Here is a 25,783-nt window from a genome sequence, read left to right as displayed (position 1 = left end):
AAGTTATGGATTGCGCCGTTATCGAACAAGAGAGCCATGCAAGGGCTGCCGGGACTTCCAGTTGGCTCTCCGGCTTTGGCCGAAGGCTGCTGCGCCGGCTTTCGGAATGGGACAGGTTGGAGCTTGAGGGTATGCCGGATCGCGTGAAGCGCGACCTTGGTTTCATGGATGGACGCGAGCCGCGCTACGACAGGGAGTTCTGGCGGTAGGGCCCGGGATGGGAACGATGGCAGCACCGCGACGTGCTGCCCGTCATGTCAGGCCCTCTTCATCCGCTCGACGGCCATCAGCACCCGCTCGGGCGTTGCCGGTGCATCGAGCTTCGGGCAGACTTTGTAATTTGCGACGCTGGCGACAGCCATCGAAATGGCCTCGAGCACCGAAATCGCCAGCATGAAAGGCGGTTCGCCGACTGCCTTGGAGCGGCCGATCGTGTGCTCGGCATTCTCCGACCATTCGGCAAGCCGTACGTTGAAGACCTTCGGTCGGTCAGAGGCGAGCGGAATCTTGTAGGTTGATGGTGCGTGCGTGCGCAGCCGGCCCTTTTCATCCCACCACAATTCTTCCGTCGTCAACCAACCCATGCCCTGCACGAAGGCGCCCTCGACTTGTCCGATGTCGATCGCCGGGTTCAGAGAACGCCCGACGTCGTGCAGGATATCGGTGCGGTCGATGAGGTATTCGCCCGTCAGTGTATCAATCGATACCTCCGAGCAGGCTGCGCCATAGGAATAGTAGTAGAAGGGCGTGCCGCGGCCGGCGGCCCGATCCCAGTGGATCTTCGGGGTCTTGTAGAAACCGGCAGCCGAAAGCTGGACGCGGGCGAGGTATGCCTGCTTGACGAAATCCGCAAATGCGAACTCCTTGTCGCCAACGCGCACGCGGTTTGGCAGGAAGACGACGTCCGTTGGAGGGACGCCCCACTTGTCGGCGGCAAAGGCGACTAGCCGTTCCTTGATCTGGCGCGCGGCATCGTAGGCGGCCATGCCGTTCAGGTCGGAACCCGAGGAGGCTGCCGTCGCCGAGGTGTTCGGCACCTTGCCTGTTGTCGTCGCCGTGATCTTCACATGCTCGATATCGACCTGGAAACTGTCGGCCAGCACCTGCGCGACCTTGGTGTAAAGACCCTGGCCCATCTCCGTGCCGCCGTGGTTCAGATGGATCGAGCCATCCTGATAGACATGCACGAGCGCGCCCGCCTGGTTGAAGGCGGTCATGGTGAAGGAGATGCCGAACTTCACCGGCGTCAGGGCAATGCCCTTGCGGATGTAGCGGCTATTGCGGTTGAACTCGATGATGGCGTTGCGGCGCGCCTGGTACTCAGCGCCTTCTTCCAGTTCGCCAACGATGCGTTCGAGGATGTTGTCTTCGACTTCCTGGTGGTAAGGCGTCAGTGTGCGGCCAGAGCCGGGCTGGCCGTAGAAATTCAGCTTGCGGATCTCCAGCGGGTCCTTTCCGATCGCATAGGCGATCTCTTCGATGAAGCGCTCGGCCCCGAGCATGCCCTGCGGTCCGCCGAAGCCGCGAAAGGCAGTGTTGGAGACTGTATGGGTCTTCAGCGGTTTCGAGCTTAGATGAACATGCGGATAGAAGTAGCTGGAATCCGCATGAAAAAGAGCGCGGTCCGTGACCGGGCCTGAAAGGTCGGAAGAAAAGCCGCAGCGCGCCGCATAGGTCGCGTCGACCGCGTAAATGCGGCCGTCATCATCGAAGCCGAGTTCGTAGTCGACAAGGAAGTCATGGCGCTTGCCGGTGGCCGTCATGTCCTCATCGCGATCAGGTCGGAACTTGATGGCACGCTTCAGTTTCTTGGCGGCGATCGCTGCCAGGGCCGCGAACTGGTTGCCCTGGGTTTCCTTGCCGCCGAAACCGCCGCCCATCCGGCGGACATTGACGGTGATGGCATTCGACGGAATATTCAGCACGTGACCGACGATATGCTGGATTTCGCTCGGATGCTGGGTGGACGACCAGATGACAACGTCGTCGTCCTCGCCGGGGATGGCCACGGCGATATGGCTTTCCAGATAAAAGTGCTCCTGGCCGCCGATCCGCATCTGGCCATTCAGCCGGCGCGGGGCATTTTCCATTTTCGCCTTCGCATCGCCGCGCTGCAGGGTCATTGGCGTGATGACGAGTGGGCTGCCGTTCTCGAGCGCACCGTCAATATCGCTCCAATGCGGCAGGTCGCGATACTCGATCTTCGCCTTGCGGGCGGCCCGCCGGGCAATCTCGCGCGTCTCGGCGATGACGGCGAAGATCGGCTGGTTGTGGAATTCGACCTTCTTCTCGGCGAGCAGCGGCTCGTCGTGGCTACCGTTGGAACTGACATCATTGGCGCCGGGAACGTCCTTGCCGGTGAGAACCCAGACAACGCCGGGCGTCGCTTCGACCTCCGAGAGATCCATGCTGACGATTTCGGCGTGCGCCCGGTCGGACAGGCCGAGTGCGCCGTGCAACAGGCCGGCGGGCTCCGGAAGGTCGTCGATGTAGTCGGCCGATCCGGTCACATGCTTGTGCGCGGAATCGTGGCGCAAGGCATCGTGCATCGCGCCGTTGATGATGAATTTGGGATCGGCGAAAGTCGACTTGTCCATTATGCCACCTCCTCGAAGCGGTGGAGCTCAGCTGGTGCGCCGGATGTTTCCAGGAAGAAGCGCGTCAACAGGTTCTTCGTCGTCAACTGACGATACTCGGCCGTTGCGCGCCAATCGCTCAGCGGTTGGAAGTCGGCGTCGAACTCTGCACGCACTTCTTCGATCGTTTGTTCGTTCCATGGCCGGCCCATAAGCGCATTCTCGACGTTGCGCGCACGCTTCGGCGTTGCGGCCATGCCGCCGAAGGCGATGCGGATGTCGTTAACGTCGCCTTCGCCGTCCAGCGTCAGATAGAAGGCGCCGAGAACCGCCGTGATGTCTTCATCGCGGCGCTTGGTGATCTTGTAGACCGCAAACTGGGTTTCTTCTGCCGGGTAGGGCACGAAAATGCTCTCGACGAATTCGCCGGGGCGCCGATCCTGCTTGCCGTAGTCGATGAAGAAATCTTCCAGCCGCAGCATGCGCGTTCCGGCCAGGGAGCGCAGCTTCACCGTCGCTCCAAGGGCAATCAACGGTGGTGGCATATCGCCGATCGGCGAACCATTCGCGATATTGCCACCGATAGTACCCATGTTGCGCACCTGATCGCCGCCGATGCGGTTGATGAGGCGGCCAAGCGTCGGAACCTTACCGGCGATAGTCTCGAAGGCGCGGCTGTAGGTGACACCCGCGCCGATCGTGAAGCCGCCGTCGCCAGCGGTGATCGACTGCAGATCGGTCAGATGGTTGATGAAGACGACGGGGTCCAGGACACGCATCTGCTTGGTTACCCAGAGGCCCACGTCGGTCGATCCGGCGACGATCGTGGCGTTCGGCTCTTCGGACAGCACACGGGCCAGCGCGTCCAGTGATCCTGGCAGAATCAGTCGGCCCTCCGCCGTGGTGATCGTGACGGTCTCACTGTTCCGCATCGCCCAGAGGCGCGAGATGATCTCGGAGCGGGTTTTCTCCAGCGGATCAAAGAGCGCGCTCGGGCGGGTGTGGCTCACCTGCTCGGCCGCCTTCACGATCGGCTCATAGCCGGTGCAACGACAGAGATTGCCTTGCAGTGCCTTTTCGATGTCTGCGCGGCTCGGCTTGTCGTTGGAAAGCCAGAGGCCATACATCGACATGATGAAGCCCGGCGTGCAAAAGCCGCATTGCGACCCATGGCAATCGACCATCGCCTGCTGTACCGGATGAAGCGTGCCGTCCTTGGCGGCCACATGCTCGACAGTGACGACATGGGTGGCGTTCAGCGACCCCATGAAGCGAATGCAGGCGTTGACGGACTCATAGTGTAGCTTGCCGTCTATCAGCCGTCCGACAAGGACGGTGCAGGCGCCGCAATCGCCCTCCGCGCATCCTTCCTTCGTGCCGGTCAGCCGGCGCTTCAACCGGAGATAATCGAGAAGCGTCTCGGTCGGCCGGACATCGCCAAGCGTGATGTCCTCGCCATTCAGGATGAAGCGGATGCTGTCGTTCATATTGTTCCCTGGTTTTTATCTTTGTTTTGAATGGTTATGCCGCGGTCCAGCCTCCGTCAATCGAGATGTGGGTCCCGGTCACTTGCCGAGCCTCGTCGCTTGCGAGGTAGAGAGCGAGCGCGCCAATCTCTTCGGCCTTGACGAATTCATGCGTTGGTTGCGCCTTTAGGATCACCTCGGTCTTGACCTGTTCCTCGGTGATGCCGCGCGCCTTGGCCGTATCCGGGATCTGCTTCTCGACGAGGGGCGTCAGCACGTAGCCTGGGCAAATCGCGTTCACGGTTATGCCGAATTCGGCAAGTTCGAGCGCGGCGGTCTTCGTCAGGCCCAATATACCATGCTTTGCCGCGACATAGGCGGATTTGAAGGGTGAGGCGACCAACCCGTGCGCGGAGGCGATGTTGATTACGCGGCCTAGCTTCTTTGCCTTCATCAACGGAATCGCCGCCCGCATCGTGTGAAACGAGCTGGACAAATTGATGGCTATGATCTGGTCCCACTTTTCGATCGGGAAGTCTTCGATCTTCTCGACATGCTGAATGCCGGCGTTGTTGACCAGCACATCCACACTGCCGAAGGTCTTGGCGGCCGTTTCGATCAGATCCGCGATTTCGGTCGGCTTTGTCATGTCTGCCGGATGGTAGATCGCCTTTGCCTCCGAGACTGATTCAAGCTTCTCGACTATCGCCTTGATTTCCTCGGGCTTTCCGAAGCCGTTGATGACGACGTTGTCGCCCTTGCCGGCAAAGGCTGTTGCGATCGCAAGCCCGATGCCGCTGGTGGATCCGGTGACGACGACTGTTCTGGCCATGCGCTTCTCCTCAGGGTGTTTTGCGACGCAATAGAGCTGAGGTTATGCGCAAAGCATCTCTGCTGGCAATTGCGGTCAAGGCAAAACTCCTGTGTCGAAGCGATGGCGGGTTCTTTCCTCAATCGCCCTCCTGTCCTATTGATTTCTCCCGACAATCACGATCAGCGGGAGGGCTGGCATGAGCGGGTATGTTCTGGCAATCGATCAGGGGACGACGTCGACACGGGCGATCGTCTTCGACGGCGAGACGAAGATCGCCGGTGCGGGCCAGAAGGAGTTCCGCCAGATCTATCCGCGATCCGGTTGGGTCGAGCACGATCCAGAGGAAATCTGGGATTCCGTCATCTCGACGATCAAGATGGCGATCCGTGAGGCCAGGATCACGGCAAAGGACATTGCGGCGCTTGGCATTACCAACCAGCGCGAGACGGTTGTGGTCTGGGAACGCGAGAGCGGCAAGCCGATCCACAACGCGATCGTCTGGCAGGATCGCCGCACCGCAAGCTATTGCGACAAGCTGAAGAGACAGGATCTCGAAAAGACTTTTACGAAGAAAACCGGCCTTCTCCTCGATCCGTATTTCTCCGGCACCAAGCTTTCGTGGCTGCTCGCGAACGTCAAGGGCGCACGGGCACGCGCCGCCAAGGGCGAATTGTGCTTCGGCACGGTCGATACGTTCCTGATCTGGCGGTTGACCGGCGGCAAGGTGTTCGCGACCGATGCGACGAACGCCTCTCGCACGCTGATGTACAACATTGCCGACAACACGTGGGACAGGGATCTCCTCGACATCCTGCGCGTTCCGGTAGCCATGCTGCCCGAGGTAAAGGACTGCGCCGACGATTTCGGCACGACCGAGAAAGCAATCATCGGAGCGGAGATCCCGATCCTCGGCGTCGCCGGGGATCAGCATGCGGCGACCATCGGGCAGGCCTGCTTCGAGCCGGGCATGATGAAGTCGACCTACGGCACCGGCTGCTTCGCTCTGCTCAACACCGGCAGCGACATGGTTCGCTCGAAGAACCGGCTGTTGACGACGATCGCCTATCGGCTGAATGGCGAGACCACCTACGCGCTCGAAGGCTCGATCTTCATCGCGGGAGCCGCGGTGCAGTGGCTTCGCGACGGGCTTGGCATCATCGATACCGCCTCGCGCACCGGCGAGCTGGCCGATGCCGCGGATCCGACGCAAGAGGTCTACCTGGTTCCCGCCTTCACCGGCCTCGGCGCGCCGCATTGGGATGCCAACGCCCGTGGGGCGATCTTTGGCCTGACGCGCAACAGTGGGCCGAAGGAATTCGCTCGGGCCGCGCTCGAGGCGGTCTGCTACCAGTCCCGCGATCTGCTCGATGCCATGCACAAGGATTGGAAGGGCGGCGTGGAGAGCACCGTCCTTCGTGTCGATGGCGGCATGGTCGCCTCCGACTGGACGATGCAGCGGCTTGCGGACATTCTCGACGCGCCTGTCGATCGGCCGGTCATCCTCGAAACCACGGCGCTTGGCGCTGCCTGGCTTGCCGGCAGCAAGGCCGGTGTCTGGCCGGACCGCGTTGGGTTTGCCAAGAGTTGGAAACGCGACCGCCGTTTCGAACCAAGCTTGGACGAGAAGACGCGTGCGGCGAAGCTGAAGGGATGGCGGAGTGCCATCAAACGCACGCTTGCCGACGTCTGACGAGCGTGGTCCCGTTCGCTGAGGGTGCAGGTAGGTCGGCTATTCCTCGATCTCGCCAGCGGCTCGGCTCATGCGATGCTCGAGAAAAGTCAAACGGTTCTCCTTGATGGCTTGCAGGGCGGACATGTCGCTGCCCGCTATCTTCAGGTGTGGCAGATGCTCTCGGTAAACGAGTTCGAATATTGCGGCGCGCGTGCCCGGATCGACAGGGTTGGCCTCGTAGACGGGTAGGTCCGCGTGGATCGAGGGGCGGCCCGTCGCCTGTTCGACGCGCGTGGAATAGACTGGCTTGCCTTTGATCCGCGTTGTCGTTGCCGACATGTCGGCGCAGATTTCAAGCGCCTGCAGGATCGTAAACCTCTCCTGTCTTGTGGGCAGAACAAACCGGTGCATGATGTCCATCGAGCGGCCACTGTCGCTCAGGTTGGCGATGATGGCGAGATCGCCGAGACGGATCATGATGGTTTGCGTTTCGTGCACGGTGACGAAGTCGAAGTCCTCACGATAGCGATCGTCGTCAATCGCCAGGATGACGATCGAGCCCAACACCTCTGGCGCGATATGCGCGCCGGTGTAGGGGGACCTGGCGAGGCAATGAATGTGATGCAGCGTCGCCCAGTCGGTGTTCTTGTCTTGCATCACCGCTTCCACGCGGTGATCGGGGTTGATCGGGATGGCGCCGTCCTTGATCAGGAACTTCAGGAAGATCCAGGAAAGCCAGGCAAACAGCAGGCGTTGTGTGTCACCGTCGAGATGGCGCAGAAGTTTCGAGTGTCCGCCTTCCATTAATCGCCGCACCGGTTGTTCAAGCTTTCTTCCGAGCATCGAATTGCAGTCCTTGCAGCAGGGGATCGTGTGGCGACCGTATCGCCGACCATGGTATTCGTGCGGCAGGCTGACCTCCTTGTCGTAGAGGTCGTACTTCCGCAGGATCCACTTGGGCAGGACGTGTTCCCGGTTGACCACTCTACTGTCGAGGGGTTCGCAGCAGATCAGGCACCGTGTCTTTTTGCTGACGAGGTCAATGAAGGTGTCGGTATCGATGTAGACCTTGGGGTCATTCAAATACGGTGAAGGCGTCATGTCCTTGTCTCCCGTCGGATCGATGAGGATAATATGCACCGAGTTTCCCGTCAGGTCGCGTGAAACTGCGGCGTGTTCGGACTTGCCTGTTTCAGTCACGGAGGAGTTGGCATGGTTGCGGTCACGGTGGAGCTGCGGAATGTCGAGGGTACGCAAGCGGCGATGGAGTGGGCCGGTCCGCACACCATCATTGTCGATCGTCCGGAGGGGAAGGCCGGTGGGCAGGGGCTCGGCTTCAACGGCGCACAGCTTTTGGCGCTGGCGCTCGGCGGGTGCTTCTGCAACGACCTGCGCTATGTCGCCGAAGAGATGGGCGTCTTGCTTGGCAGGATTGCGGTCTCGGTAGTCCTGGAGCTCGAGGGGAGCCCGCTGCTCGCCAAATCGGCCAAGATGACCGTTCTCTGCGAAAAGCAGGATGGCGACGGCGCCGAACGTGTGATCGAACGGGCGAAGGAGGTCTGCATGGTCGCCAATTCGCTGGGGCGTGGGGTTGCAGTTTCGATTGAGCATGCCGCCTAGTCTAGGCCCTATAGCCGGAACTGAAGCGGGCACGACGGGCAGTGACGGGTTGAGATGACCGCCAGCAAAGGCTATGAGCTGCCGACCGCAAGCGGCTTCCGCAAACCAACAAGGGCGCATCCTGCATGACTCCAGAGTTCCTCGTCACTCATTCCGGTGGCTTCCATGCGGATGAGGTGCTGTCGAGCGTCATCCTCACCCGGCTCTTCCCGCAGGCTCGAGTGATCCGCAGCAGGGCGCCGGAGTGGATCAAGCCGGGCGCCGACCGCATCATCTATGACGTCGGCGGCGCGTATGATGCCTCTCAGCGTATCTTCGACCACCATCAGCGTGGCGCACCGCTGCGTGACGATGGGCAGCCCTACAGTTCGTTCGGCCTGGTCTGGAAGCACTACGGCCACGACTATCTTGTTGTCACCGGCATTCCAGAGGCTCACGTCGCGGCCTTGCATGCCTCGTTCGACCTCACCTTCGTGCTGCCGGTCGATCTGACTGACAATGGTGCGCTCAGCCCGTCCGGACCGCTGGCCGGGCTGACGCTACCGACCTTGCTGGAAACCTTGAAGCCGGTGTTCGACGAAACGGACGCGAATGCCGATGATCGCAGATTTCAGGATGCCGTCGCCATCGCCCGCAGTTTCGTCGAGGCGAAGATCGCTCAAAGCGCCGCCAAACTGCGGGCAGAGACGCTCGTGCTTCAGGCGATAGAGCGTACGGGGCAGGGGCGCGTGCTCGAACTTCCGATGGGAATGCCTTTCCGTCCCGCGATCGTCAAGGCGGGCGCCGATCACCTGCTCTTTGTCGTTCATCCGCGAGAAAGGGATTGGTGCGTCACCGGCATTCGCCGCGGGGACGAGGGGTTCGAACTTCGTGCGGATCTGCCTGCTGCCTGGGCCGGCCTGACCAATCACGATCTGGAGGCCGTTTGCGGCGTCGATGGCGCAACCTTCTGCCACAACGGCCGATTCGTCGCTGCAGCCAAGACACGCGAGGCCGCGTTAGCGATGGCCGAGCTGGCCGTGCAGGAGGCCATCAACGTCGGATCAGGCTGACTAGATGGAGAGGAGATAGCTGGCGCTCGTCAGGCCCGACCGTTTTAGCAAGAAAGGCTGCGACCGCAGACGTCGTCCGTTTGCCGCATTCGGCACGCCGGCCCCTGCCGTCAGGGCGGCGGCATCTCCTTTTGCGCGCTGCAATTTTTTGCTGCGTTCTGTCGGATGTCACGCTACTCCTTCGTCATTCAGGAAGAGGAGTAAGACATGCTTTATGCAATCCTTTGTTACGCCAATGAAGAAACGGTGTTCTCCTGGACCAAGGAGGAGGAAGACGCCGTGATGGCGAAGCTTTATGCGGTTCAGGCACCTTTGGCCGAGCGCGGCAAGCTTGGTCCTGTCGGCCGGCTGATGCCGACGACAGCGGCGACCACCGTGCGCAAGGGCAAGGAGGAACCGCTCGTTCTCGATGGCCCCTTCGCGGAAACGAAGGAAGCACTCCTCGGTTTTTACGTGGTTGATTTCGACACTCTGGAGGAAGCCGTTGCGTTTTCCAAGGAGCTCTCCACGGTCAACCCGGGTTCTACCTCTTACGAAATTCGGCCGTTCTACGTGTTCCGACCGGGAGTTTCTTCGGCATGACAGACATTGCCTGGATCGACGTGACGCTTGCTTCGGCCCGACCGAAAGCGCTTGGTGCGCTGCTCAGATATTTCCGCGATCTCGATATCGCGGAGGAGGCCTTCCAGGAGGCCTGTTTGCGCGCCATCCGTACCTGGCCGGACAAGGGGCCGCCGCGCGATCCGACGGCATGGCTGATCTTCGTCGGCCGCAACAGTGGCATCGACGCCGTGCGCAAGCGTTCGAAGACGCAGGCACTTCCTGATGAAGAACTGATCTCCGATACCAGCGATGCTGAGAGCGATATTGCCGAACGGCTTGATGATTCCAACTATCGCGACGATATCCTGCGGCTGCTCTTCATCTGCTGCCACCCGGATCTGCCGGCGACGCAACAGATCGCATTGGCGCTGCGCATCGTCTCGGGCCTGTCAGTACAGCAGATCGCGCGTGCCTTTCTTGTTGGCGAAAGCGCGATGGAGCAGCGGATCACGCGGGCCAAGGCTCGCGTTGCCAAGGCCGGTGTACCCTTCGAGACGCCGGACGCGCAGGAGCGGGCCGAGCGGCTCTCGATCGTCAGCACAATGATCTACCTGATCTTTAACGAGGGCTACAGCCAGGCGGATCCGAAGCACGACGCCTGTGCGTTCAGCGACGAGGCGATCCGGCTCGCGCGGCTCCTGCTGCGCATCTTCCCCGGCGAGCCTGAACTGATGGGTCTGCTCGCATTGATGCTCCTGCAGATCTCGCGGCGCCAGGCCCGTTTCAACGGTGAGGACGATATCGTGCTGCTCGAGGATCAGGATCGTTCGCTGTGGAACCGCGAGCTGATCAACGAGGCGCTGGCGCTGCTCGACAAGGCGATCCGCCATCGCCAACCGGGGCCTTACCAGCTGCAGGCGGCGATCGCTGCCCTGCATTCGCGGGCCAGGCGCGCCGAGGATACGGACTGGGAAGAGATCGAGCTGCTTTATCGGGCGCTGGAGCGTGTTCAACCGTCGCCGGTCATTACGCTCAACCGCGCCGTCGCCGTCTCCAAACTCAAAGGGCCGGACGTGGCGCTGGCACTCGTCGAAACGCTTGGCGAGAAGCTCGATGGCTACTTCTACTATCACGGCCTGCGTGGCGGTCTGCTGAAGCAGATCGGTCGTGCCCGCGAGGCGCACGAGGCCTTCGATCGCGCCATAGCACTTGCTCATTCGGCAGCGGAAGCCGCGCATATCCGCCAGCAGATCGACAGCCTCGCCCATGGGGCCGCGCAGCCGATCGCCAAATAATTCCAGAAATAATTGCGCCGGGTTGTCGGAACCGGAAAACCTCCCACGTCCTTGTAACAACTTGATCGAAAACAGGTTTCACTCAATAGGAGGAATGCCGAGATGACCGCAGAAGCCCAACACGAACTGGTTCTCGTCCGGGAATTCGACGCTCCGCGCGAGAAGATCTTCAAGGCCTGGACCGATCCTGTCCTGATGAAGGAATGGTTCGTACCACGTCCCTGGACCCTTGCTGATGTGAAAGTCGATGCACGGCCGGGCGGCTCGAACCTCATCGTCATGCGCAGCCCCGAGGGCCAGGAATTTCCGAACCGCGGTGTCTATCTGGAGATCGTCGAAAACGAGAAGATCGTCTTCACCGATGCGTTCACCAGCGCCTGGGTGCCATCCGAAAAGCCGTTCTTCGTCGGCATCATCCTGCTCGAAGACCTCGGCAACGGCCGGACGAAATATACCGCGAAGGCGCGGCACTGGACTGCGGCCGACAAGGAACAGCACGAGCAGATGGGCTTCCACGAAGGCTGGGGCAAATGCGCCGACCAGCTCGCCGAGCTGCTGCCCAGGATCTGAGACTAGAATCGAAACAGGGGGATAGAGGCATGTCTGCAATTGTTGATTCAACTGCCGGGCTTCCGCGCTGGCAGACCGTCACCGGCACTGTCATGAGCGGGCTGATCGTGGCCTTCCTGGTGTTCGACGGCGCGATCAAGCTGGTGCCGATCGTGCCGGTCACGGAGACTATGACGGCGCTCGGTTATTCGGGCGACCCGATGCTTGCTCGCGGCCTCGGTTCCCTGACGCTGTTGTGCGCGCTGCTCTATGCAATTCCGCGGACGTCGGTGCTCGGCGCAATCCTACTCACCGGTCTGCTCGGAGGCGCGATAGCGACGCATCTGCGTGTCGGGAGCCCGGTCTTTTCCCATCTGCTGTTCGGCGGCTATCTCGGGCTCATTGCATGGGGTGGCCTTTATCTCAGATACGAAGCCGTTCGGAAAATGATTCCATTCAGGCGCTGAAACCGTTGATTTCAGAATCAAAGTTCCGCCGCGATCCCAGGTCGCGGCGGTACTGCTTATCGATATTTTTCGAACGATCGGTTCCAGAATTTATGTTTGCCCTGAGGCCGCTCAGTCCTTATCTCCATCAGTAGATACAACGGGATGCGAGCGATGGAACTGGGCCTCTACACCTTTGCCGACGTGAACCCGAACCCGAGCCGAAGCAAGGGTGAGGAAGGGGCCGAGCGGCTGAAGCATCTGATCGATGAAATCGAACTCGCGGACCAGGTGGGGCTCGACGTATTCGGATTGGGCGAGCACCACCGGCCCGATTATGCGGCCTCGGCTCCGGCAGTCGCTCTCGCGGCCGCTGCGATGAAAACGAAGAACATCAGGCTGACCAGCGCAGTGACCGTGCTGAGTTCAGACGATCCGGTTCGGGTCTTCCAGCAGTTCGCAACACTCGACCTGCTTTCGAACGGGCGTGCCGAGATCATGGCCGGACGAGGCTCGTTCATCGAGTCCTTCCCGCTGTTCGGCTACAATCTCGAGGACTACGACCAACTGTTCGAGGAAAGGCTCGACCTGCTGATGGCCCTCCGCGACGAGGAAGTGGTCACCTGGTCGGGTGAATTGCGTGCGCCGATCAATGGGCGTGGCGTTTACCCGCGGCCGCTGCAGGACCCCTTGCCCTTGTGGATCGCCGTTGGTGGCACGCCGCAATCGGTTGCGCGCGCGGGCGCGATGGGCTTGCCAGTGGCACTGGCGATCATCGGCGGCGAGCTGCGCCGTTTCGCGCCGCTGTTCGACCTCTATCGCGAGGCGGCTCGCCGAGCCGGGCAGGAGGCATCGAAGCTCAAGACCAGCATCAACGTGCACGGCTTCATCGCCGATACGACGGACGCTGCTGCCGATCAGTTCTACGGCCCGCAGGCCGAGGTCATGAACCGAATTGGCCGCGAGCGCGGCTGGGGGCCGACGAACAGGGCGCATTTCGACATGTCCCGCGGACCTAGCGGCGCGCTCTTCGTGGGCGATCCGGAATTGGTCGCGGAGAAGATCATCGCGCACCATCGGTTGTTCAAGAACGACCGTTTCCTGCTGCAGATGGCGATCGGCTTGATGCCCCACGACCAGATCATGCGCGGGATCGAACTCTACGGCACGAAAGTCGCGCCGCTCGTCAGAAAGGCATTGACTGAAAGCGACGAAGAGGCGAAAGCCACCGCCTGAAGCTGGAGCATGATGCCGTAAAGGATGAATTGGATTCTGAACGCCGTCGTGCTCTCATCGTGATCGAGAGCCGGCCGACCGGCCGAAGAAGGCCGGGTGGACATTCATGATCATTGAAAGCGAAGACGAACTCCTCAAGCTAAAGGAAATCGGGCGAATCTGCGCCAATGCCCTGCAAGTGATGAGCGCATCGCTTGAACCGGGTATCACGACCCTGGAGCTCGATCAGATCGGCCGCAAAGTGTTGGAAGATGCCGGTGCGCGTTCTGCGCCCGAACTTTGCTACCAGTTTCCCGGTGCGACCTGCATCAGCGTCAATGAGGAAATCGCCCACGGCATTCCAGGCCCGCGCGTCATTCGCCCGGGGGATCTGGTCAATATCGATGTCTCAGCGGAGAAGGACGGATTCTTTTCCGACACCGGCGCGTCGTTCAGTGTTCCGCCGCACAGGTCCAAGATCGAAAAGCTCTGCCGCGACGGCAAAAGGGCGCTGTGGGTTGGGCTTAACCAGGTGAAACCGGGCGAGCCGCTGGCCAAGATCGGGCAGGCTGTCGGCGCCTTCGCCCTGAAGAATCGCTATACGCTCGTTGCCAATCTGGCGAGCCACGGGATCGGCCGTTCGCTGCACGAGGAGCCGGCCGAGCTCTCGACCTGGCCGGATCCGTCCGAGAAGCGAATGATCACGGAAGGCCTCGTCTTCACGGTCGAGCCGTTCCTCTCGCTCGGCGCAACATGGGCGGAAGGCGGCGACGACGCCTGGACGCTCTACGCGGACCCGGAGGCCCCGACCGTGCAATACGAGCACACGGTCGTCGCCACGCGAAATGGCCCGCTGATCCTGACGCTGCCGGAAGGCGGCGCCTGAGGCCTCACTCGCCCGAACGTCCGCCGGCAAGAATTTCGCCGGCCGCGCGCTCCAGAATGCCGGCGATGCGCTTGGCCTCGTCCTTCGACCAGGGAAAGCGGAGCCGGAGGGCCGATTTCAGTAGCATTCGTGCAGCTGCGACTTCGCTTTTGTCTTCCGGAAATGCGTCCTCGTCCCGATCGCCATTGCGGCTTTCTGGGTCGAAAATCTTGCGGACATGCGCCATCTTCGCGCCGATTTTCTCCAGCTTTCCGAGCGTCATGTCGATCATCGACTGGTTCTCCTCGACGAGCCTGCGGCCGCTCTCCGTGATGCGGTAGAGCTTCTTGGTGCCTTCGCTCTCCACGTCGGCAAGGCCGGTTTCTTCCAGGTAGGTTAGCGCCGGATAGATTACGCCGGGGCTTGGAACATAGAAGCCGCCCGAACGCTCTTCCAAGAGCTTGATCAATTCGTAGCCGTGGCGGGGCTGCTCCACCAGCAAGGCCAGGATCACCAGTTGCAGGTCGCCTGATGCGAATTTCCGCCCCATGCGAAAACCGCCACCACCCATCATTCCGCCTCTAAAACCTCTCATAGGTCACTCCTAAGATGTATCTTTCACTATGTCGTAAAACATATATCGTAAGATAGTCGCTTTCAAGGGCTGGCTTTATGATTTCGTGAGATTGATCAATCGATCAGAAATTCTTGATTGTCGGCGCCGTGTTGCAGCGCGATAAACACGCCATGTTGGCACGCAATGAAACTTTCCCCGAAAACTTGTTTCGAACTGGCCTTGCAGGCGCCATCGCCATGGCCGCCGCGATGGGCTTTGGACGCTTTTCCTACACGCCGATCCTGCCGAGCATGATCAGCGGCGTGCCGCTCTCGGCCGCCGATGCCGGCTTCATCGCCTCTGCGAACTTCGTCGGCTATCTGGTGGGCGCTGTTCTCGCCGCCTACGGGTGGGCAACAGGATGTGAGCGCAAGGTCGCACTCCTTGCGCTTGCGGCGACAGCATTGCTTCTTGCTGCCATGGCCACGACGACATCCGTCATGGTCTTTGCAGTCATCCGCTTCCTGGCGGGTGTTGCGAGTGCCTTTGCTCTCGTATTCAGTTCGCAGATTGTACTTAGCCACGGAGCCATGGCCGGTAACGACCATGTGCAGGCAGCCCATTTCGGCGGCCCGGGTGCCGGCATCGCGCTTTCATCGGTGATGGTTCTGCTGGTCGGGTTGTTCTTTGATGGAAGCAGCGACGCCTGGCGGGCGTCCTGGGTTGGAGGCGCGATCTATTCGGCTCTCAGCCTGCTGGCAGTCTGGTGGCTGCTGCCGTCGGGCCCGGCTGCCGCGGCACAGACCGGCAAGGAACCGCGGATCGCTTGGAGCCTGCCGATGCTGCTTGTCACGGCGTCCTATGGCCTGTTCGGGTTCGGCTATGTGATTACAGGCACATTTCTGGTGACGATCGCGCGCATGGATGCCGCCGGGCCGATGGTTGAGTTTCTCTGCTGGTTCATCGCCGGCCTGACAGCTTCGGTCGCGCTTTTTGCATGGAAGCCGTTCGTCCGTCCGCTAGGATTGGGCTGGGTCTACGTGGCGGCGCTGCTTATCGAGGCGGTCGGTGTGTTGGCGACTGTTCTACTGCCGCACTCTGTTGCGCCGCTGATTGGGGGAGCGTTGTTTGGAGCGACCTTCCTCGCGATCACCGCCTATGGCCTGCAGATCGGCCGTAAACTTTCGCCGGCCAGCCCGCGCCGGATATTGGCGACGATGACGGCAGCATTCGGAGTCGGGCAGATTGTGGGCCCCATTGTTGCTGGCTGGATGGCAGAGCGAACCGGCAGCTTTACGACGCCGACTTACGCTGCCGCGGCGGCGCTGCTGGTGTGCGCAATGCTGGTGATGCCGGTCGCCAAAAAGCTGTCATAGCGCGTTACAAGTGCGTAACAATGGGGTGAGGCCATTGCCGCTCTTTGCGAACTGCCGTAGTTTTCGCCGCAATCTGTCTGTTTAGAGACACCGAAGACTCCAGTTCAGGAAAGCAAGCTCTCCCGTGTTCGTATCGTATTTCCCCAGGCCCAGGCTTTTCTTCATCTCAGCTGTTGCTTGGGCACTTCTGGCCGTTCTCTTTTGGTATTTCGTGGGTTCCGGCCTAGGCTCGGTGATCGGCCTCCCGCCGCTGGCTCCAGGGGCGGAGGCTCCAATCGGTGTTTCGGTCTTCTGGTCGGCTCCGTTCCTTTGGTTCTACATCTATTATGCTTTGGCCGTGGCGCTCTTCGCCGCCTTCTGGTTTACCTACAGCCCGCATCGCTGGCAGATGTGGTCGGTGCTCGGCTCGGCACTGATCATCTTCAACACCTACTTTTCGGTTCAGGTGAGCGTCGCCATCAATGCGTGGTATGGACCGTTCTATGACCTGATCCAGCAGGCGCTCGCAAAGACGGCGCCGGTGACCGCAATGCAACTCTACCTCGGCATGTTGGGCTTTGCCGGCATCGCCTTCGTGGCGATCACCGTCGGCGTGCTCAACCTCTTCTTCGTCAGCCATTGGATCTTCCGCTGGCGCACGGCGATGAACGAATACTACATGGCACACTGGCCGAAGCTCAGGCACATCGAGGGCGCCTCGCAGCGTGTCCAGGAAGACACGATGCGCTTTTCCTCCACGGTCGAAAGCCTTGGCGTCAGCCTCGTCAGCTCGGTCATGACGCTGATCGCCTTTCTGCCGGTGCTATTCAAGATCGGCGCTAATATCACCGAGTTGCCGCTGATCGGCGAGGTGCCGCACGCGCTCGTCTGGGCCGCAATCTTCTGGTCGATCTTCGGAACAGTCTTCCTCGGATTGGTCGGCATCAAGCTGCCGGGCCTCGAGTTCCGCAACCAGCGCGTCGAAGCCTCCTACCGCAAGGAACTCGTCTACGGCGAAGACCATGCCGACCGCGCGACGCCGCCGACTGTCGCCGAGCTTTTCGCCAATGTGCGCCGCAACTATTTCCGGCTCTATTTCCACTACATGTATTTCAACGTCGCCCGCATCTTCTATCTGCAGGCGGATAACCTCTTCAGCCTGATCGTGCTCGTGCCGTCGATCGTCGCCGGCAAGCTGACGCTCGGCTTGATGACGCAGATCAACAACGTCTTCGACCAGGTGCGCGGCTCGTTCCAGTATCTCGTCAATTCCTGGACGACCATCGTCGAGCTGTTGTCGATCTACAAGCGCCTTCGCACCTTCGAATCCGCGATCGAAGGCGAGCCGCTGCCGGATATCGACCAACGCTATCTGGAGCGCGAGGCTGGCATCGTTCACGCCGACGGCTAGAGTCGTCGGCTGTGAGGCCCTCTTAGGCGAACCGCATCGCTGTTCTCGCGCGAGCCTTTGCGGCCACTTCTTCACGGTCACGAGGAGGCTGGGAAGTCTCCAGTGAATCAAGCAACTCGTGGGCGCATTTCGCGATCGAATTGACCGCACGTTCGAACGCCGCCTCATTGCGTTTCGATGGTTTGGTCGTTCCGCTCAGCTTCCGCACGAACTGAAGCGCCGCATCATGGATCTCCTCGTCCGTTGCTGGCGGATCGAAATTGAAGAGGGGTTTGATATTCCGGCACATGACTAGCTCCCGGTCGTCTTCTCTCCGCCACTACGAGGAGGGTGGCGTAGGACAGAAGGTAGTCGCGTAAGCGCTAATTGCAAACGGACCAGATGGCCGCGCCGGCAAAAGGCGGAAGGGATGGCAATGCCTGCTTAAAGACCCGATGTTTGCGTCTGGTCCTGCAGCTTACCCCGCGCTTCGATCATCGGGATCGCCTCCGAATAGCTGACGCAGGCTACGTCCGCGCGACGGCAGACATCGCTGACCAGCCGGTCGAGCGCGCGCCAATAGGCGCCGCCGTTCATCTCGACGAAGTGAAAGCCCAGCTGCAGCGGGATGCGGCTGCCTGAATACTGCTTGTCGAAGGCTTCCTTGAAGGCGGCATAGGAGCGGTCTTCGAATGCCTTCGAATCGGCCTTGTCTTCCTCGCCGTTGGAGTGGCGAACGAAGAGGTTGTAGTCCATGCCGATGATCGGTTTTTCGCGCGGGCCCTCGGGGATCAGTGGCAGGCCGAAGCGGATGATGCCGTTTTCCTCGACCGGCAGGGTCGGCCCCTTGGTCACCAGGCTGGCGTCATAGGTGAAACCGGCCTTCCTTTCCGCGGCGATCATATCGGCGCCCGGCGTTGCCGAGAGATAGGGCGCGCGGAAGCCGTGGATGCCATGGTCGACCAGATCCTGCCAGCCCTTGGGTTCTTCGAGGTCGACGCTCTTCCAGGCATTCTTCAAGGTGGCGTGGAAGGTGGCGAACTCCTTGCCCCAATCTGCCTCGCTCCACTGCCGTCCATCGAAGTGGCCGCAGGCGTGGCTCGAGATGTCGTGCCCCTCGAGGTGGGCGTGCCAGATGTTGCCGAGCCGCTCGCGAATCTCGTCGTCGCCCTGGGCAAAGCCGACATTGGATTTGCCAAGCTTCTGGTGCGGCGCCTGATAGGCCTTCTTGGTCGCCTGGTTCATCAGGAAGGTGCAGGAGAGGAAGTAGGTGAAATGGGCCCCGTTCTTGGCGGCCATCTCACGGCTTTTCTGCCAGAGCGCATTGTCGTGCGCACCGTCGAACGAGATCATCACCAGCTGTTTCGGCTGGTCGACAGCGCCAGCTGTGCCTGGAATAAACAAAGAGAGGGCGAGGGAGGCCTGGAAAAAAGAACGAAACATGGACACCGCGAGAATTTGTTTGCGGCTTTCCTGTTACAGAAATGCGGCGAAGCTGCGGTGACGCTGGCGTTTTTGCGCGGCTCCGGCTAAGTCTCGGAAAACGCACAGGAGATCGCCATGACATTGCTTATCGTCGGCATCATCATTTTCCTCGGACTTCATCTCATACGCGTCATCGCGCCCGGCTTTCGACAGTCCATGATCGATAGTCTCGGCGAGAACGGCTGGAAGCTGGCGTATTCCATCGTCAGCATTCTCGCGCTGATCCTGCTGATTTACGGCTTTGGTCAGGCCCGTCAGGTGACCGGCTTGCTCTACACGCCGCCGGTCTGGATGGCGCACATCACCCTGACCCTGATGCTGCTCGCAATGATCTGTCTGGTCGCCTCGCTGCTGCCGGCGGGGTATATCGCCGTCAAGGCGAAGCATCCGATGGTGCTTTCGGTGAAGATCTGGGCCTTCTCGCACCTGCTGGCCAATGGCGAGACCTCTTCGGTACTGCTGTTTGGTGCTTTCCTGGCATGGGGTGTGATCCTGCGGATTGCGCTGAAGCGTCGTGAGCGCGCCGGCGAGCTCACCCTTCGTCCGTTCGTCTCGGGCAAGTATGATCTCTATGCCGTCATCATCGGCGCGATCGCCTGGGCGCTCATCACGTTCAAGCTGCACGAGCTATTGATTGGCGTGGCTCCGATCGTTATGTGACGAATCTTTCCAATCCCCCTTACAACTGCTGAAAAATGGGGTAGAAGGCGCCACAATGTGCGTGCAACCCGCATGCCGAAGCATATCCGCGGCCGGAGACGAGAATGGCATTCAACGACGACAGCTTCATTCGTGAAGTTAATGAGGAACTGCGTTCCGACCAGGTGAAAGGCGCATGGCGCCGGTTCGGCCGCTACCTGATCGCGCTCGCCGTCCTGATCGTTCTCGGCACCGTCGGCTACAAGGTCTATGAATATTGGGACGACAACCAGTCCTCCGGCGCGGGTGACAAGTTTATCGCTGCCATGAAACTCGCCGACGAGAACAAGCACGATGAGGCGCTGGCAGCGCTTGAGACGCTCGAAAAGGAAGGCCACGGAGCCTATCCGATCCTCGCGCGGATGCGTGCCGCAAGCGTCCTCGCCCAGAAGGGCGATACGGCGGGTGCTGTGGCGGCCTTTGAGGTGATCGGCAAGGATAACGCCGCGCCGGCAGCTGTGCGCGATGCCGCCAGAATGCGCGCCGGCTGGCTGCTGATCGAAGGTGGCACCTACGAACAGGTCTCGGCCCAGGTTGAGGAAATGGCTGTTCCCGGCAACGCCTTCCGTCACTCCGCCCGCGAAGCACTCGGCCTTGCTGCCTACAAGGCTGGCAACATGCCGCAGGCACGCCAGTGGTTCCAGGCGATCGCCGACGACGCGCAGAGCCCGCGCAATGTTGCCAATCGCGCCCAGATGATGCTTGATAACATCACCGCATCCGGCAAGGCGCCCGCCGCACAGGGCTGAAAGTAAGGAATATCAATGAGCTTCACGGTCGCCATCGTCGGTCGCCCGAATGTTGGCAAGTCGACGCTTTTCAACCGCCTGGTTGGGAAGAAGCTGGCGCTTGTCGACGACACGCCGGGTGTCACCCGCGACCGTCGCCCCGGCGAGGCGCGGCTCGTCGACCTGCGTTTCACCATCGTTGATACCGCCGGTCTTGAAGAGGCCCATGAAGAGAGCCTGCAGGGCCGCATGCGCGCCCAGACCGAAGCGGCGATCGATGAAGCCGACCTTTCTCTGTTCGTCGTCGATGCCAAGACGGGCCTGACGCCTGTCGACACGGCGCTCGCGGAAATGCTGCGTCGTCGCGGCAAGCCGGTCGTGCTCGTGGCCAACAAGTCGGAAGCTCGCGGCTCGGACGCTGGGTTTTACGACGCTTATTCGCTCGGCCTTGGCGAGCCGACTCCGATCTCGGCGGAGCACGGGCAGGGGATGCTCGATCTCAGGGATGCGATCGTTGCCGCGCTTGGCGAAGACCGGGCGTTTCCGCCGAAGGAAGATGTCGCCGTCACCGACGTCGATATCCCTCAGTCGTCCGGCGAGGAAGGCGAGGAAGAGGAAGAACCCGTATACGACGACACCAAGCCGCTGCGTGTGGCGATCGTCGGCCGCCCGAATGCCGGCAAGTCGACCCTGATCAACCGCTTCCTGGGTGAGGACCGGTTGCTGACCGGACCGGAAGCCGGAATCACACGCGACTCCATCTCGGTTGAATGGGACTGGCGCGGCCGCACCATCAAGATGTTCGACACGGCAGGCATGCGCCGCAAGGCCAAGGTGATCGAGAAGCTGGAAAAGCTTTCGGTTGCAGATACGCTCCGCGCCATCCGCTTCGCCGAACTTGTCGTCATCGTCTTTGACGCGACGATCCCCTTCGAGAAACAGGATCTGCACATCGTCGATCTCGTGCTGCGCGAGGGCCGGGCTGCCGTGCTCGCCTTCAACAAGTGGGACATGATCGAGGAGCCGCAGGCGGTTCTCGCGGACCTGCGCGAAAAGACCGACCGGCTGCTGCCGCAGGCGCGAGGAATCCGCGCCGTACCGATCTCCGGCCAGACGGGTCGCGGGCTCGACAAGCTGATGCAGTCGATCATCGATACGGACAAGGTCTGGAACAAGCGCATCTCGACCGCTCGCCTCAACCGTTGGCTGGAGCAGCAGCAGGTTCAGCATCCGCCACCGGCAGTCTCCGGTCGCCGTATCAAGCTCAAGTATATGACGCAGGTGAAGGCTCGCCCGCCGGCCTTCATGATCTCCTGCACGCGCTCGGACGCGTTGCCGGAATCCTATACGCGTTATCTGATCAATGGCTTGCGCAACGATTTCGACATGCCGAGCGTGCCGATCCGCATTCACTACCGCTCGCCCGAAAATCCGTACGAATCGAAGAAAAGACGGAGCTGATCAAGCGAGCAATCTTACGTCTCATAACGCGACAGCGTATCGCGTAGTGTGATGATATCTGCCGCCAGCCGCTTCAGTTCTGCAAATTCCCGGCCCGATGCATCCAGAATGCAGCCTGGAATGGATGCCGCACGCTTCCTGAGTTCGCGGCCTTCCTCAGTCAGGCCAATAATGACGACACGCTCGTCCTCCTTGCCGCGCTGCCGCTTGATGTAGCCGGTCGCTTCCATGCGTTTGAGGAGGGGGGTAAGGGTGCTCGACTCGAGATGCAGCTTCTCGCCGATGCCGCCGACAGTCTGTCTGTCTTCCTTCCAGAGAGTGACCATTACCAGATATTGCGGGTATGTGAGATCCAGTGCGTCAAGCATCGGCTTGTAGACGCGGTTCATCGCGTGGTTCGCGGTGTAGAGGGCGAAGCACATAAAATCGTCGAGGTTGAGATCGTCGCTCATGTCGTGTTCTCCGGAAATGATCTAATTATATCGCGCAATAAATAATCGCAATCAAGTTTGTTGCATAGGAGCTATGCCAGAATATTTATCGTGCGATAAACAATCGTGCGATAAACAAATGGCGTGTTCACGACGAACCGCAACCAAGAGGACTGGACAATGTCGACCATCAAGACCGCACTCTCCGCAGCCACGATCCTGGCAGCCACCACATTCGGCGCCGCTGCCGATCCGGTATTGGAACCGACGACGCAGAAGTTCATCGACGCGCTGGCCGGCGCCAAGCCGATCTACACGCTGTCTCCGTCCGACGCCCGCGACGTACTTGCCGGAGCGCAGAAGGGCGATGTCAAGAAACTCGCCGCCAAGGAAGAGAACCTCACGATCAAGGCTGGTCCGACCGGCAGCATCAAGCTGCGCGTCGTCCGTCCGGAAGGCGCGAAGGGCAAGTTGCCCGTCGTGATGTATTTCCACGGTGGCGGCTGGGTTCTCGGCGATGCCGAGACGCATGACCGGCTCGTTCGCGAGATCGCCAACGGCGCCAAGGCCGCCGTCGTCTTCGTTGATTATGAGCGCTCGCCTGAGGCACGCTATCCGATCGCGATCGAGCAGGCCTATGCCGCTACGAAATACGTCGCTGAGCATCAGAAGGAATTCAACGTCGATGCGAGCCGCCTGGCAGTGGCCGGCGATAGCGTCGGTGGCAACATGACGGCAGCAGTGACCCTTCTAGCCAAGGAGCGGGGCGGTCCCGCAATCGATCAGCAGGTCATGTTCTATCCCGTGACCGACGCCAACTTCGAGACCGGCTCCTACAACCAGTTCGCCAATGGTCCCTGGCTGACCAAGGAGGCCATGAAGTGGTTTTGGAACGCCTATCTGCCTGACGAAGCCAAGCGCAAGGAGCCGACCGCTTCGCCGCTCCAGGCATCGCTCGACCAACTGAAGGGCTTGCCGCCGGCATTGATTATTACCGATGAGAACGACGTGCTGCGCGACGAAGGCGAGGCCTATGGCCGCAAGCTGACGCAAGCCGGCGTCAAGGTAACCTCCATCCGCTACAACGGTACGATCCATGACTTCGTGCTTCTGAACGCCATTGCCGAGACACCGGCAGTGCGCAGCGCGGTCTCGGTCGCCAGCCAGACGCTGCGCGAGGCGCTCAGCAAGTAACGCCTTCAGGTTCCCGAAGAGACTGGCCCGGCGGCTTCGCCGGGCTTTTTCGTTCTTGGCAGCGACTTGGCGGCAAATTGCCAGGCCTTTTTCCATTTCGGCGTAATGACACCGTTGGCAGCGCGGATGTTGTTGATGAACTGCGTGGTTGCCGCTTCCCAGGAATATTGAAGCGCGAGTTCGCGTGCTTTCTCGCGGGAAGCAGACAATGCCGTCAGGCAGGCCGTTTTCAGGTCGTCGTCGAGTGCTCCGACTTCGTTGTCGTCTCCGATGATGTCGAACGGGCCGGTGACAGGGTAGGCGGCCACGGGAACGCCTGACGCGAGGGCCTCGAGGATCGTATTGCCGAACGTATCCGTCAGCGACGGGAAGACGAAGACATCGGCCTGGGCATAGGCCTTTGCCAGCTCCTCGCCGACTTTTAGGCCGGTGAAATGCACATCGGGATAGCGTTTCTCGAGTTCCGTGCGGGCCGGCCCGTCACCGACGACGACCTTCGATCCGGGCAGGTCGAGATCCAGGAAGGCCGGCAGGTTCTTTTCCAGGGCAACGCGGCCGACTGTCATGAAGATCGGGCGGGTAAGGCTGAACGGCGCATCTTCCGGGGGCATGGGGCGGAAATGATCGGCATCAATGCCGCGGCTCCACGGCATGAGGTTTCGAATGCCCTTTTCGGAGAGTTCGCGCGCGAGGCTTGGGGTCGCGACCATGCAACCGGCGCCCGAGTTGTGAAACCAGCGAACGAAGGCGTAAAGCCAGCTCTTCGGTATGGGCAGGCGAGCCGAAACGTATTCCGGAAAGCGAGTGTGGTAGCTGGTGGAGAAAGGCATGCGATTCTTCAGACACCAGCGCCGCGCCGTCAGTCCCAACGGGCCCTCCGTCGCGATATGAACGTAGGAGGGCATGTGTTTCTTGATCTCGCGCGCGACGCGGCGGTAGCTCGCTATCGAGAGACGAATTTCGGGATACGTGGGGCAGGGCACGCTGTGAAAGCCCTGCGGCGTCACCATCGCCACGTCGATGCCCATCTTCGCCAGTTCGCGATTGGTGTTCTCGATCGAACGGACGACGCCGTTGACCTGCGGATGCCAGGCATCGCTGACAATCACCAGCCGTTCCGCCATGCCCAGCCGAGATGCATACCGGCCTTCGTTGCCTCCAACATCCGACATATGTTGCAGCACGCCCCAATCCCATCCATGCCGCGCCCGCGGGGGCGCCGGCCCAATTCCCGGCTGACCCGGAGACTCGATTCCCGCGCCTCACATTCTGGCGGTCGTCGATGATGGAAATATTACAGTCGCACTGCGCCGATCGTTCGATGTTGCTCAGGTCTTGTCGATGCCGAGCTTTTCCCATGCGACGAGGGCGCCGTGTTCGCTAACCACGCGTGCGGCGACCTTCGCGGCAAACGCCGCTGCAGCAGGGGCGTCCTTCGTTTCGAGATAGCGGGCGAGAAATGCGCCGTTGAAACTGTCGCCGGCGCTGGTCGTGTCGACGACCTGTTCGACCTTTTCGGCTGGGACGAAGCTCTCCACGCCGTCGAAGCTCAGGGTCGCTCCCTCTGCGCCGTTCTTAACGACCACATCGGTCGCGCCAAGCGTGCGATACCGCTGGATCGTCGCAGCGATCGAGACGTCGCCGAAGTGCGTTGCTTCGTCGTCAAAACTCGGCAGCACCAGGGACGAGGCGCGCGCACCTTCGCTGATCGTCGCATGCATCACGTCATAGCCGGACCAAAGCCGCGGGCGGATATTGGGGTCGAAGGCCACGATCTTGCCGGCGGCCTTGGCGCGACGGACTTCGGCGAGCAACGTATCGGCGTCATTGCGAGACAGGATCGCAAGTGTGATGCCGGAGAAATAGATGACGTCGCATGCCTCGATCGCCTCGCGCAGGAGCTCCGCATCGGCTGCCAGCTGGCGGGCGGCCGAGTTGTCGCGCCAGTAGCTGAAGGAGCGCTCGCCGTCCTTGAGGCTGATCATGTAGAGACCGGGCGCCTTACCCTTGATGCGCCTGATAAATTCCGTGCCGATGCCAGCCTGCTTGTAGAAGGCGATCATCTCATCGGACATGGCTTCGTCGCCGAGCGCGGTAAAATACTCCACCGACCAATCTGCCGGCAGGCAGGCGCGAGCATACCAGGCGGTGTTCAGCGTATCGCCGGCAAAGCCCTTGCGTAGCAATCCGGCGCCTGCCTGCGAAAGCTCCACCATGCATTCACCGATCGATAAAAAACGCCCGCTCACAGAAAGCCTCCCTGAATTTTCCCGTTTCGCTGATACGCGCAGAGCACCTTCCTGACAAGCCGCGAGCGGCATGTGCCTGCGGCATTAGGCCGGATTTGTTGACCGTGTGGACGGGGCGCATA

General features: G+C 60.9%; 25 protein-coding genes and 1 pseudogene. 16 read left to right on the top strand and 10 right to left on the bottom strand.

The genetic code is table 11. The features are described from left to right. Positions 1-5: 5 nt before the first annotated feature. On the top strand, positions 6-209 hold the full coding sequence (locus AF71_RS20335; RefSeq protein WP_018857534.1) for a hypothetical protein: 204 nt from the start codon (positions 6-8) through the stop codon (positions 207-209). Between the two features lie 48 nt (positions 210-257). On the opposite strand, the gene xdhB is transcribed toward AF71_RS20335, so the two are convergent. The 3 genes from xdhB to AF71_RS20320 are packed head-to-tail and all read right to left on the bottom strand — an operon-like array spanning position 258 to position 4,874. After that, positions 258-2,597, bottom strand: coding sequence for a xanthine dehydrogenase molybdopterin binding subunit (xdhB, locus tag AF71_RS20330; RefSeq protein ID WP_169682797.1), 2,340 nt, complete (start codon positions 2,595-2,597; stop codon positions 258-260). Continuing rightward, positions 2,597-4,063, bottom strand: a complete 1,467-nt coding sequence (gene xdhA / locus AF71_RS20325; RefSeq protein WP_169682795.1) for a xanthine dehydrogenase small subunit — start codon at positions 4,061-4,063, stop codon at positions 2,597-2,599. The genes xdhB and xdhA overlap by 1 nt, the downstream gene beginning before the upstream one ends. Positions 4,064-4,097: 34 nt before the next feature. Continuing rightward, a complete protein-coding gene (locus AF71_RS20320; RefSeq protein ID WP_018857537.1) occupies positions 4,098-4,874 on the bottom strand; it encodes a 3-hydroxybutyrate dehydrogenase in 777 nt (258 codons plus the stop codon). Positions 4,875-5,052: 178 nt separating this feature from the next. Between AF71_RS20320 and glpK the strand changes: the two genes are divergently transcribed. Further along, positions 5,053-6,546, top strand: coding sequence for a glycerol kinase GlpK (glpK, locus tag AF71_RS20315; protein WP_169682792.1), 1,494 nt, complete (start codon positions 5,053-5,055; stop codon positions 6,544-6,546). Between the two features lie 39 nt (positions 6,547-6,585). Here the strand turns inward: glpK and AF71_RS20310 are convergent, their stop codons facing one another. Continuing rightward, a complete protein-coding gene (locus tag AF71_RS20310; RefSeq protein WP_348644145.1) occupies positions 6,586-7,668 on the bottom strand; it encodes a hypothetical protein in 1,083 nt (360 codons plus the stop codon). 72 nt (positions 7,669-7,740) lie between these two features. Here AF71_RS20310 and AF71_RS20305 point away from each other — a divergent pair, with 72 nt between their 5' ends. The 8 genes from AF71_RS20305 (at position 7,741) to map (ending at position 14,134) form a co-directional block, all read left to right on the top strand. Continuing rightward, positions 7,741-8,148, top strand: coding sequence for an OsmC family protein (locus AF71_RS20305; protein ID WP_169682790.1), 408 nt, complete (start codon positions 7,741-7,743; stop codon positions 8,146-8,148). A gap of 125 nt (positions 8,149-8,273) precedes the next feature. Then, positions 8,274-9,200, top strand: a complete 927-nt coding sequence (locus AF71_RS20300) for an MYG1 family protein (protein ID WP_169682787.1) — start codon at positions 8,274-8,276, stop codon at positions 9,198-9,200. Positions 9,201-9,407: 207 nt separating this feature from the next. Beyond that, positions 9,408-9,782 (top strand): YciI family protein, encoded by a 375-nt coding sequence (locus AF71_RS20295; RefSeq protein WP_018857542.1) that lies wholly within the window; start codon positions 9,408-9,410, stop codon positions 9,780-9,782. Continuing rightward, positions 9,779-11,038, top strand: coding sequence for an RNA polymerase sigma factor (locus tag AF71_RS20290; RefSeq protein ID WP_025660438.1), 1,260 nt, complete (start codon positions 9,779-9,781; stop codon positions 11,036-11,038). The genes AF71_RS20295 and AF71_RS20290 overlap by 4 nt, the downstream gene beginning before the upstream one ends. Positions 11,039-11,140: 102 nt before the next feature. Continuing rightward, positions 11,141-11,608, top strand: a complete 468-nt coding sequence (locus AF71_RS20285) for an SRPBCC family protein (protein WP_018857544.1) — start codon at positions 11,141-11,143, stop codon at positions 11,606-11,608. 29 nt (positions 11,609-11,637) lie between these two features. Then, the gene (locus tag AF71_RS20280; protein ID WP_018857545.1) at positions 11,638-12,054 is read left to right on the top strand and encodes a DoxX family protein; all 417 of its coding nucleotides are present in this window, start codon (positions 11,638-11,640) and stop codon (positions 12,052-12,054) included. 153 nt (positions 12,055-12,207) lie between these two features. Beyond that, positions 12,208-13,269 (top strand): LLM class flavin-dependent oxidoreductase, encoded by a 1,062-nt coding sequence (locus tag AF71_RS20275; protein ID WP_113471105.1) that lies wholly within the window; start codon positions 12,208-12,210, stop codon positions 13,267-13,269. Between the two features lie 106 nt (positions 13,270-13,375). Next, positions 13,376-14,134, top strand: coding sequence for a type I methionyl aminopeptidase (gene map / locus AF71_RS20270; protein WP_018857547.1), 759 nt, complete (start codon positions 13,376-13,378; stop codon positions 14,132-14,134). A gap of 4 nt (positions 14,135-14,138) precedes the next feature. Here map and AF71_RS20265 read toward each other — a convergent pair whose 3' ends face one another. Beyond that, positions 14,139-14,708: a PadR family transcriptional regulator gene (locus tag AF71_RS20265; protein ID WP_026371824.1), complete on the bottom strand. Its 570-nt coding sequence runs from the start codon at positions 14,706-14,708 to the stop codon at positions 14,139-14,141. Positions 14,709-14,836: 128 nt separating this feature from the next. Here AF71_RS20265 and AF71_RS20260 point away from each other — a divergent pair, with 128 nt between their 5' ends. Beyond that, complete coding sequence (locus AF71_RS20260) at positions 14,837-16,045, top strand: YbfB/YjiJ family MFS transporter (protein WP_025660435.1); 1,209 nt, start codon at positions 14,837-14,839, stop codon at positions 16,043-16,045. A 124-nt stretch (positions 16,046-16,169) separates the two neighbouring features. Beyond that, on the top strand, positions 16,170-17,435 hold the full coding sequence (gene sbmA / locus AF71_RS20255; protein WP_018857550.1) for a peptide antibiotic transporter SbmA: 1,266 nt from the start codon (positions 16,170-16,172) through the stop codon (positions 17,433-17,435). A gap of 22 nt (positions 17,436-17,457) precedes the next feature. Here sbmA and AF71_RS20250 read toward each other — a convergent pair whose 3' ends face one another. Continuing rightward, positions 17,458-17,724, bottom strand: coding sequence for a DUF2277 domain-containing protein (locus AF71_RS20250; protein WP_018857551.1), 267 nt, complete (start codon positions 17,722-17,724; stop codon positions 17,458-17,460). Between the two features lie 134 nt (positions 17,725-17,858). Then, positions 17,859-18,857 carry a polysaccharide deacetylase gene (locus AF71_RS20245; RefSeq protein WP_113471103.1) on the bottom strand — a complete coding sequence of 333 codons (999 nt, stop codon included), beginning with the start codon at positions 18,855-18,857 and terminating at the stop codon, positions 17,859-17,861. Positions 18,858-18,974: 117 nt separating this feature from the next. Between AF71_RS20245 and AF71_RS20240 the strand changes: the two genes are divergently transcribed. From AF71_RS20240 to der, 3 genes are all read left to right on the top strand, one after another. Beyond that, the gene (locus AF71_RS20240) at positions 18,975-19,559 is read left to right on the top strand and encodes an NnrU family protein (RefSeq protein WP_113471102.1); all 585 of its coding nucleotides are present in this window, start codon (positions 18,975-18,977) and stop codon (positions 19,557-19,559) included. 104 nt (positions 19,560-19,663) lie between these two features. After that, positions 19,664-20,347, top strand: coding sequence for a tetratricopeptide repeat protein (locus AF71_RS20235; protein ID WP_018857554.1), 684 nt, complete (start codon positions 19,664-19,666; stop codon positions 20,345-20,347). A 15-nt stretch (positions 20,348-20,362) separates the two neighbouring features. Further along, positions 20,363-21,787: a ribosome biogenesis GTPase Der gene (gene der / locus AF71_RS20230; RefSeq protein WP_018857555.1), complete on the top strand. Its 1,425-nt coding sequence runs from the start codon at positions 20,363-20,365 to the stop codon at positions 21,785-21,787. Positions 21,788-21,801: 14 nt separating this feature from the next. Here der and AF71_RS20225 read toward each other — a convergent pair whose 3' ends face one another. Then, positions 21,802-22,239, bottom strand: a complete 438-nt coding sequence (locus AF71_RS20225) for a MarR family transcriptional regulator (protein WP_018857556.1) — start codon at positions 22,237-22,239, stop codon at positions 21,802-21,804. A gap of 159 nt (positions 22,240-22,398) precedes the next feature. On the opposite strand from AF71_RS20225, the gene AF71_RS20220 reads away from it, so the two are divergent. Continuing rightward, complete coding sequence (locus AF71_RS20220) at positions 22,399-23,412, top strand: alpha/beta hydrolase (protein ID WP_018857557.1); 1,014 nt, start codon at positions 22,399-22,401, stop codon at positions 23,410-23,412. A gap of 5 nt (positions 23,413-23,417) precedes the next feature. Here AF71_RS20220 and AF71_RS20215 read toward each other — a convergent pair. Together AF71_RS20215 and AF71_RS20210 are read right to left on the bottom strand one after the other, a co-directional pair. After that, positions 23,418-24,530 (bottom strand): annotated as a pseudogene (locus tag AF71_RS20215) (glycosyltransferase family 1 protein); the annotation flags it as partial. Positions 24,531-24,740: 210 nt separating this feature from the next. Further along, entirely contained in the window at positions 24,741-25,661 is a 921-nt protein-coding gene (locus tag AF71_RS20210) for a sugar kinase (protein ID WP_018857559.1), read from the bottom strand. Positions 25,662-25,783 lie beyond the last annotated feature (122 nt).

It is taken from the genome of Rhizobium sp. 57MFTsu3.2 (assembly GCF_012932765.1).
In the GTDB taxonomy this organism is placed as follows: domain Bacteria; phylum Pseudomonadota; class Alphaproteobacteria; order Rhizobiales; family Rhizobiaceae; genus Rhizobium; species Rhizobium altiplani.
The sequence above is the reverse complement of the archived record's forward strand: the minus strand, read 5'-3'. Positions and strand labels throughout refer to the sequence as shown.